This window comes from Proteus sp. G2674 (genome assembly GCF_009915195.1).
Classification (GTDB): domain Bacteria; phylum Pseudomonadota; class Gammaproteobacteria; order Enterobacterales; family Enterobacteriaceae; genus Proteus; species Proteus mirabilis.
Map to the genome: position 1 here is coordinate 219,219 of NZ_JAABLS010000014.1, position 9,687 is coordinate 228,905.

The window sequence follows — 9,687 nt, forward strand, 5'->3', positions numbered from 1 at the left end:
CGTTTAAAGCTGTTTAGCCTGAGCTAATCTATGCACATACTATAGACGCTGTGGGTGATTTATTGATATCTAAAAATTTTAACCACTTACATCAAATTATTAGAGCTAGTCTTTAACTGATTGATTTTCATTGCTCTTATTACCATATCTAAACTCAGGTGCTAGCTGACTTATTCCTAAACCCCCCGCTTTTTTCACTTTTATTTGTACAGGAATACGCTCTTTCATCGCTTCAACATGACTGATCACACCAATAATTTTGCCAGAAGCATTAAGGCTATCTAAGGCATCTAAAGCAATATCTAGTGTATCAGGATCGAGAGTGCCAAAGCCTTCATCTAAAAAGAGTGACTCAATTTGCGTCTTATTACTGACTAAATCAGATAACGCTAAGGCAAGGGATAAGCTGACTAAAAAACTTTCTCCACCAGAAAGTGTACGTGTATCGCGCAGAGCATCTGCTTGCCATGTATCGGCAATCTGTAATTCAAGGCTACCTGTCGTTTTGCGTTGTAAAAAGTAACGGCCATGTAGTTTTTCTAAGCGACGATTAGCCAGATAGATAAGATGGTCGAGGGTTAATCCTTGGGCAAAGCGACTAAATTTATCACCAGATGCAGAGCCAACTAACTCATTTAAATAGCTCCAATCATCATAATGCGCTTGCTGTTTGGCTATTTGCGCTAATAGTGTTTGTTGCTCTATCCGTTTTTCATCATCTTGGCGTAATTGTATTTGCAGACTAAATAGTGTTTCTTGCAACGCTTTGTGTTGCTTTGCTAAGTCGTCTAAATGGATATTACATTGCTCAGCAGTACATTGGATTGAGAGTAATGGTTGTTGTAATAAGTGTTGTTGATAGGCTTTTTCTTGGGTCTCAAGGCGCGTTTTTTCTTGTAAAAGTTTATCAAGTCGCTGTTTTTGCTGCTCTTGCAGACGTGTCCTTTCCTCTACCGATAATAGAGAGGCTAAAAAGTCATTTTCATCGGCAAAAAGACTCTCTTTTAACGCGTGTTGATAGTGTTCAGTGGCTTGTTGTGCTTGTGTTATTGCTCGTTGTAGGGCTTTTTCACTCTCTTGATATTGGCCAATTAATTGATTAAGTCGGTTTTCGAGTTGGTTTTTTTCTTGAGTATATTGCTCAATCTGGGTTTGTAAAAATTGGCTATGTTTATCAAGTTCACTACGTACCTGTTCTACAGATTGTGAACCAAATAAGGCTTGTCGTTGATCCTGCCATTGTGTTTGTTGGTGCTGTTGTTGGCTTAATTTTGCTAATAGCGCCTCAAGTTCAGCCTGTTTTTCTGCTAAATAACGTTTTTTTTCATTTTGCGTCACTTGCTGTTCACGTAGGCTTTGTTGTAATAGCTGAAGCTCTTTTAACTGACTTTGATATTGCTGGTGCTCTTGTTGACGAGCCGCCAACCATGGCGTGAACTGCTCAAATTCAGGGAGTGTATAGCCTTGTTTTTCAATCGCTGACTGAATATGTTGTGCTAATTGTTGTTGCTGTTGGTGCAAGTGCTCGCTTTGTTGCTGATAGGTTTTGATTGTTTTTTGCAAATAATCTAAATCATTTTGCTGTTGCTTAACCGATTGTTGTTGTTGATTAAATTGCTCTTTTGCATTGAGAAAATGCGTATTCTTTTGATGTGTTTGGGCTTCTAATTGCTGATAACTGTCAAGTTTTTCTGTGAGAATAAGCTCTTGCTGATTTAATGATTGTTCTAATGTCAGTAAGTTATCTGCATCATCAACTAACGGTAAATGGTGTGCTTGTGCTAACGTCTGCCACTGTTGGGTCAGTACGCTATTCTCTTGGGTTAACTGAGCGATATTGTCACTCAAGGTGCTATTTTGTGAGCCATAGTTTACCAGTTGGGTTCGCTGTTCGGCTAAGGTGACGGTGAGTGAATGCACCTGCTGTTGTAATGCTTCTAAACGTAGCTTTGTCTCATCTGGTTTGATGTCATGATAGGTTTCTACATAAGGATGTTGTGTTGAGCCACATAGAGGGCAAGGTTTATCTTTCAGTAAACGTGCGCGCTCTTGCTCATATTCGGCGACTTTTTGTAGCAAAAGATAGTTGTCATTTAAATCTTTAAGATGTTGTGCTTTCTCTTTTAGTGCCAGATCATTTTCTGCAATCGTTTGGGTTAGAGTCGCTATTTTTTGCTGATTTTCACTCAATGTAGTTTGATAATGTTGCTGCTCTTTGCCATTACGTTGTAATTGAGTGTGTAAATTTATAATTTTTGCCAATGCATTTTTTTGCAGATTAATTTGTTGTAATCGCGGTTTTATTTCATCGGGTTTGTCTGCTTTTTGACGCGCTTCCAATTGTGTTTGATAAGATTGTAGTTGCTGTTGCTGTAAATTAAGCTGCTCTTGTTGGGTGGCTAATGTTTGGGTAGCTTGTTGTAATGCTTTTTCCAAACTTATGACTTTTTCCTGCTCTGCTGTTTCTCGTTTTTGGTTGGCAAGATATTGGCTTGATATTTCATTATATTGCTGAAAATAGTGTTGCCATAAGGGTAGATTTTCTGCAAGTTGTGCATGATAGGCGTGTTGTGTTAAGTCGTTATTTAATTGATTAACTTGTTGTTGTGTGGTGATTAATTTTTTCTCGGCTAACTGAGAATGTTGCAGATATTCAGCGCATATTTTTTCTAATTTATGCTTGTGTTGGTTATTAGTACTAATTTCTTGTTGTAACAGCACCAATTGATTATCTAAAGGCAGTACCTTCTCACGAATTAACTGTAAAGTGTGCTGTTTTTTCTCATGATGCGTTTTTAATTGTTCATGAAAGTCTGCCAATTTTTTATTGATAGGTAGGCTTTGTTGTTCAATAGCCTGTTTTTCTGTTTTTAAGCTTGTTAACTGTGTTGCTAAATAGTTTTGCTCTGTAAGACGACGATTTTTTTCATCATAAAGAGGGCGAATTTTTTCTGCTGGCTCATTTTTTTCTAAGCGTTGAATATCGGGTTGAGCAATATTTAATGCCTGTTGAGCCTCATTGAGTCCCGCTTGGGCTGATTGTTGTTGTTGCTGAATTTCTAGCGCTTTTTCTTGCCATTGCTTAGCAACTTGGTATTCCTGTTGTTCTTTTTGTAATCTTGTTATTTGTGTTTGAATATTAGCTTGTTGTGTTAATAGCTCTTGGCGTGTTGTTGCATCCAATAATGCCATCATTTGAGCTTGTTGTTTTAGCGTATTTAAAGCCTGCTCTTCTTCGCGCCAATGTTTAAAAATTGTTTGTGAAATATGGCGATAGATATCTGTACCAGTAAGCTCTTCAAGTAGCTCTGCACGAGATTTATCATCAGCGTTGAGAAATGCAGCAAATTGCCCTTGTGATAACAACATGGATTTAGTGAAGCGATCGAAATCTAATCCGGTGATCGAGATTATTTTTTCTTTTACTTGGCTAATTTTATTGGCTAAAACTTTATCTTCACCGCCTAAACGATTAATTTTTGCTAACTCAGCCTGTGGGGCTTGTAAGTTTCCCTCTTCTTTATAATTCGCACGACGTTGTTCCCAAAATGCCCGATAGGCAACCCCTTTAACTTCAAATTCCACTTCAGCTAAACATTCTGCAGTGTGACGAGTCATTAATTCATTTTGAGATTGGGTTACTTTATCTAAGCGTGGCGTTCTGTGATATAAGGCTAAACTAATTGCATCTAAGAGCGTGGTTTTACCGGCACCTGTCGGGCCTGTGATGGCAAATAGCCCATTGCTAACAAAAGGCTCTTGATCAAAGTTAATTTTCCATTCGCCTTTGAGTGAGTTAATGTTTTTAAAGCGCAGACTTAAGATTTTCATCGTGCGTTGTTATCCTCTTGTTCTGCCATTTCAACCGCTTGCTTAAAGAGTGTGGTTAACCGTGTTTTGTCTTCCTCGGTTTCAAACTGGTGTTGAGCTAAGCGCCTTTCAAATACATCATATACAGTCAGTTCAGTTAGGGTTTCTTTCTCATTTTGCATCAGTGCTTGACGTTGTTTTCTCGCTCTTCTTAATGCGATCACTTCAAAGAGTGGCGATTGAGTTAGCTCTTGAATACGGGTTTGAATATCACTGAGATAATCTTGAGTTGAAACTTCAATATCTAGCCAAATCGTGGTATCCATTTCATTATATTGTGTTGCTAACTTTTCGAGTTGTGTGGCAATTTCTTGTAGCGAGCCTGAAAGAGTGCGTAATAGCTGAAACTCAGGGATGGGTAATAGTGTCATTTCCGCTAACTTATCTTGCTCAAAATCGATAAGACAAACACTTTTCTGTTGTGCACTTTCATCAAAACTTAATGGAATAGGTGAACCACTGTAGCGAATATGACCCGATTTATTGACGCGCTGTGGACGATGAATATGACCAAGGGCGATATAGTCAAATGGAGGAAATAGGGTTGCGTTAAAGGCTTCTAATGTGCCGATATAAATTTCACGTACCGAATCGCTAACACTGGCGCCTATCGTTGTCAGATGCCCTGTGGCAATGATAGGGATGTTAACATTGAGTTGTTTTCGTAAGTCGAGCGCGGCTTGATATTGGCGTTGATAATAATCTGCGATCGCTTCTTTTAAAGCGCCCTGTTTGTCTGCTCCCGATTGCCCACTTTTGCTATTTATCATATCTCTAGGGCGTAAATAGGGGATTGCACAAAGTAATGCTCCAGGTGTGTGATTTTTTTGATAAAGAATAATAGGGGCTTGTGGGGTTTCAGTGTGAACATTAGCAATGACGGTGGTATTTAAACACGCTAACAGTGATTTAGATTCATTTAGCGTTGCCACAGAATCATGATTACCCCCTAAAATAATCAGTTGGCACTGAGTATCTCTTATTGCGACGACAAATCGATTATAAAGCTCTCGGGCATAACTGGGGGGGGAGCCAGTATCAAAGATATCCCCTGCAACAATAACTGCATCAACTTGTTGTTCACGGATTTGCGCTAATAGCCAATCGAGAAATTGTTGGTGCTCTTGGGCGCGAGTTTTTGTAAAAAAATATTGTCCTAAATGCCAATCTGAGGTGTGAATAATCCGCATTGCTATCCCTTAATGTTAACTGCCGTCAGTATAGCGCACCTTACTTTTTTAGTGAAAATCCACCTATGAGCTACGTATTTTGAGTGAAATTACACCAATTTTAGCCTTATTTACCTTAACAATGACACTGTATTCCAGTATTGTCATAGTCAGTCATAAATCTGTCATAAAAGTGCCTCATAATCATTATGACCCTCTATATAAATAACACAGGATAGAGTATGGCAAGGCGTATTCTTGTTGTTGAAGATGAAACCGCAATTCGAGAGATGATCTGTTTTGTATTAGAGCAAAATGGTTTTCAGCCTATTGAAGCTGAGGACTATGATACTGCATTGAGTTTTCTGATTGACCCTTACCCTGATCTGGTTTTATTAGATTGGATGATCCCCGGAGGCTCGGGTATCCAAGTGATTAAACAGATGAAGCGTGAAAATAATACCCGTGATATTCCTATTATTATGCTAACAGCAAAAGGGGAAGAAGAAGATAAAGTCAAAGGTCTCGAAACAGGCGCAGACGACTATGTGATTAAACCTTTTTCGCCTAAAGAGCTGGTGGCTCGGGTAAAGGCTATTTTACGACGATTGTCACCGATGTCGGCAGAAGATGTGATTGAATTTAATGGATTAAGTCTTGATCCTGTTTCACATAGAGTTACCAGTCAAGATAAACCCATTGATATGGGGCCTACCGAATTTAAACTTCTCCACTTTTTTATGACCCATCCCGAACGTGTATATAGCCGAGAGCAGTTGCTAAACTATGTTTGGGGCACCAATGTTTATGTCGAAGATCGTACTGTCGATGTACATATTCGTCGATTGCGTAAAGCTATAGAGCAAGATGGCCATGACCGAATGATACAAACGGTACGAGGAACGGGATATCGTTTCTCTGCTCGATTTTGAGTTGATAAGGGAGTAATTAACTGGTGTTAGAACGACTCTCATGGAAAGCCCTCGTGTGGGGGCTATTTCTATTTTGTTTACCTGCCTTTGTATTATCACTATTTATCGGCCACCTTCCTTGGTTGCTAGTGGTCTCATTACTGAGTGCCTTGATATGGCACGCCTATAATTTAATGAAATTATCTAAATGGTTATGGCTCGATAGATCGGTATTACCTCCAGAAGGGAAAGGGGGCTGGGAGCCTATTTTTTATGGTATACGACAAACACAGCAACGTAACCGTAAACGCCGTCGAGAATTAGGTGATTTAATTAAGCGTTTTCGTAGCGGGGCGGAGAGCCTACCAGATGCCGTTGTGATGATCACTAATGAAGGAAATATCTTTTGGTGTAATAGTCTTGCTCAGCATCTTCTAGGCTTTCGTTGGCCTGATGATAATGGACAAAATATTTTTAATTTATTGCGCTATCCCGATTTTTTACATTATTTCACCGTCGCCGATTTTAGCCGCCCTTTAACTATTGCATTAAATAATGGTGCTATTGTTGAATTTCGGGTGATGCCTTATGCGCATGATCAACGTTTAATGGTTGCTCGCGATGTTACCGAGAAGAATAAGTTAGAAAATTCGCGACGTGATTTTTTTGCTAATGTGAGCCATGAATTAAGAACACCTTTAACGGTTATTCAAGGCTATCTTGAGATGATGGAAGAGAATACCGCAGAAAACCCGGCTGAACATAAAGTGATTAAGACCATGCAAGAGCAAGCAAAGCGTATGGACTTATTAGTACAACAACTGTTACAGCTTTCACGTATTGAATCTGCGCCTCATATTGATTTGAACACGGTTGTCGATATGCCTGCGCTATTAAGCGTGCTTGAGCATGACGCGCACTCATTAAGCCAAGAACAACAAAATATCATCTTTGATATTGACCATAAATGGGCTGTTCGTGGTAATGAAGAGCAATTGCGTAGTGCCGTATCTAACCTTGTCTATAACGCTATAAATCATACCCCTGAGGGTACGACTATTCGCGTGAGTTGGAAAAAAGTACCACAAGGTATGTTGTTTAGTGTGTCAGATAATGGGCCGGGTATCAGTGCTGAACATTTAACGCGCTTAACCGAACGTTTTTATCGTGTAGATAAAGCGCGCTCCCGCCACACCGGTGGTACAGGGCTTGGATTGGCGATTGTCAAAAAGTCCTTACAACATCATCACTCAATACTGAATATTGAAAGTAAAGTCGGTGTAGGAAGCACTTTTTCTTTTATCATGCCGCAAACATTGTTAACAGAAAAAAAATAATTTCGTTTTTATCCTTATTTTATTAGTACCTTTATTACCTATTTTTAAAAGAGGTGATAAAGGTATTTTTGTCATATACCCATCAAATCAATATCAATAAAATCTAATATCGTAGCGTTAAATTTTAATATTATTAATTAATGGGAACTTTAATTGATGGCTAGATTGCCGTTTATTGTGTAAAAAATATACAAATCATATCGGGGATAATTGGCGATATATAACAGTTATCACTGGCCTGAAAAAATACTTTAGATGATTATTCTGCTTTTTAGATCAGCTATTGCCTTTTTTCATTATAAAAGTTTTACTTGTGAGCAGTTATCGGCGCTTTTTTCTATTTAATATGTGATTGCTCTGTGTAAAATGATTATTCTTAAATATTATTCTGAATAACTCATCATGAAGCAAAATAGATACTGCTGATATTTTTGTTGTATTTACTTTATATAGTAAATGTAAATTAACCATCTAATAACGATATATTAACAAATCTTATGGCACATCGATTAACTTCCAGAGACATTCTGGCATTAGGTTTTATGACTTTTGCTCTATTTGTTGGAGCAGGGAATATTATTTTTCCCCCAATGGTGGGGTTGCAATCAGGGGAATTTGTTTGGACTGCGGCCATTGGTTTTTTGCTAACCGGAGTTGGCTTACCTGTACTAACAGTGGTGGCATTAGCGAAAGTGGGAGGAGGAATTGAAGCATTAAGCACTCCTATTGGTAAATCTATGGGACTTTTATTAGCAATAGTCGCTTATCTTGCTGTCGGCCCTTTATTTGCCACCCCGCGAACCGCAACGGTCTCTTTTAAAGTTGGTATTGCCCCTTTAGTGGGTGATAGTGATATTGCCTTACTTATTTATAGTGTTATTTACTTTTTAATTGTTATCGGTATTTCACTGTATCCGGGAAAATTACTTGATAGTGTTGGTCACATTCTGGCACCGATTAAAATTTTAGCCTTAGCTGTATTAGGGTTAGCTGCGCTATTTTGGCCTGCAGGAACGCCGATCCCCGCTACACAAGCGTATCAAGATATGGCATTTACCCAAGGTTTTATTAATGGTTATCTTACCATGGATACGTTAGGCGCGATGGTCTTTGGTATTGTTATTGTCAATGCGGCCCGCTCAAGAGGGATTGATAATTCGTCTTTATTAACACGTTATACTATGTGGGCGGGAATTATCGCGGGTGTGTTATTAACGGCGATTTATCTTAGTTTATTTAAGCTTGGTTCTGCTAGCGGCAGCATTATTCCAGAAGCAAAAGATGGCGCAGATATTTTACATGCTTATGTGCAACATACTTTCGGTAATTTTGGTAGTTTCTTTTTAGCTCTGCTTATTTTCTTAGCTTGTATGGTGACAGCGGTAGGTTTAACTTGTGCTTGTGCGGAGTTTTTTAGCCGCTATTTGCCTATTTCTTATCGTACATTAGTATTGATTTTGGCTGTATTTTCCGCGGTAGTCTCTAATCTTGGTTTAAGTAAACTGATTGCGTTCTCCATTCCTGTTCTGGTGATGATTTATCCTCCTTGTATTGTGATTATTCTGATGAGTTTCACTTTACGTTTTTGGCATAATCCAAGCCGCATTATTGCCCCTGCAATGGCAATAAGCTTATTTTTTGGCATTTTTGATGCCATTAAAGCATCTGAGCATTTAAAACATTTATTACCGGATTGGGCGGCTAAATTACCATTAAGTGAGCAAGGATTAGCGTGGTTAATTCCTGTATTAGTGACTATTGTTATATGCGCTATTTACGATAAAGTAGCTGGCTCACAACATAAAAAAGTGATCCACTCTGGGATAAACAAATAATTAATTTTAAATAAATAACAAAAAGCGGGAAAGAATTTTTATCCCGCTTAATTTTATGTATTCAATAGACCTCTTTAATAATTTATCTGCCATTCACCAAACTACGCATGATGTTCTTTCTCCTGATCAAGCTTTGCCAGAATCTGTTTGACCTGTTGCTCAAAATCAGCAGGAAGTGGGTTTTTACCAAAAGATAAAAAGGGCTTACGGGCTTGGTAATCAACCGATGAAACAGCATCTCGGCCTTGTTGCATATAGGCATTAAGGAAAGTGATAAAACGGTGGTTTTCACTGTCAGTACTGGTTAGGAAACTGGAGTAGTGGGACACATTGGGGCGATAGAGGATCGTTTTTAATTGGCCTGTTTTTTCATTAATGCCATATAGTTTAATTGCCAACATATTGCCCGCATAACCAAATTGCGCCTCTTTATAGCGGGTTAAACGCACTTTCCCCATGCCATAGCTATACAGTATTCCTCTTTGCCTATCCGCAGTAAGGTACACAGGAGGCGTAAAGAAAGAGAGATAGCCAAATAGCCATAAAAAACCGGGGAAAAAAATTA

Annotated in this window: 5 protein-coding genes and 1 pseudogene; 3 read left to right on the plus strand and 3 right to left on the minus strand. The window is 38.7% G+C overall.

Annotated elements, in window-relative coordinates; translation table 11 throughout:
- Nucleotides 1-105: 105 nt before the first annotated feature.
- Together GWI58_RS07100 and sbcD are read right to left on the minus strand one after the other, a co-directional pair.
- Complete coding sequence (locus tag GWI58_RS07100; protein WP_110229756.1) at nt 106-3,831, minus strand: AAA family ATPase; 3,726 nt, start codon at nt 3,829-3,831, stop codon at nt 106-108.
- On the minus strand, nt 3,828-5,060 hold the full coding sequence (sbcD, locus tag GWI58_RS07105) for an exonuclease subunit SbcD (RefSeq protein ID WP_161769039.1): 1,233 nt from the start codon (nt 5,058-5,060) through the stop codon (nt 3,828-3,830). Before sbcD ends, GWI58_RS07100 begins: the two co-directional genes overlap by 4 nt.
- Before the next feature lie 221 nt (nt 5,061-5,281).
- Between sbcD and phoB the strand changes: the two genes are divergently transcribed.
- The 3 genes from phoB (at nt 5,282) to brnQ (ending at nt 9,122) form a co-directional block, all read left to right on the plus strand.
- Nucleotides 5,282-5,971: a phosphate regulon transcriptional regulator PhoB gene (phoB, locus tag GWI58_RS07110; RefSeq protein WP_004249004.1), complete on the plus strand. Its 690-nt coding sequence runs from the start codon at nt 5,282-5,284 to the stop codon at nt 5,969-5,971.
- A gap of 23 nt (nt 5,972-5,994) precedes the next feature.
- Nucleotides 5,995-7,287, plus strand: coding sequence for a phosphate regulon sensor histidine kinase PhoR (gene phoR, locus GWI58_RS07115; RefSeq protein ID WP_094959418.1), 1,293 nt, complete (start codon nt 5,995-5,997; stop codon nt 7,285-7,287).
- A gap of 497 nt (nt 7,288-7,784) precedes the next feature.
- Nucleotides 7,785-9,122: a branched-chain amino acid transport system II carrier protein gene (gene brnQ, locus GWI58_RS07120; protein WP_020945192.1), complete on the plus strand. Its 1,338-nt coding sequence runs from the start codon at nt 7,785-7,787 to the stop codon at nt 9,120-9,122.
- Nucleotides 9,123-9,223: 101 nt separating this feature from the next.
- Here the strand turns inward: brnQ and GWI58_RS07125 are convergent.
- A pseudogene (locus tag GWI58_RS07125) lies at nt 9,224-9,687 on the minus strand (hypothetical protein); the annotation flags it as partial.

What these genes read in the sequence shown, in the direction of transcription:
- brnQ (WP_020945192.1), top strand. Translation starts at nt 7,785, where the DNA reads ATGGCACATCGATTAACTTCCAGAGACATTCTGGCATTAGGTTTTATG.
- GWI58_RS07100 (WP_110229756.1), bottom strand. Translation starts at nt 3,831, where the DNA reads ATGAAAATCTTAAGTCTGCGCTTTAAAAACATTAACTCACTCAAAGGC.
- sbcD (WP_161769039.1), bottom strand. Translation starts at nt 5,060, where the DNA reads ATGCGGATTATTCACACCTCAGATTGGCATTTAGGACAATATTTTTTT.
- phoB (WP_004249004.1), top strand. Translation starts at nt 5,282, where the DNA reads ATGGCAAGGCGTATTCTTGTTGTTGAAGATGAAACCGCAATTCGAGAG.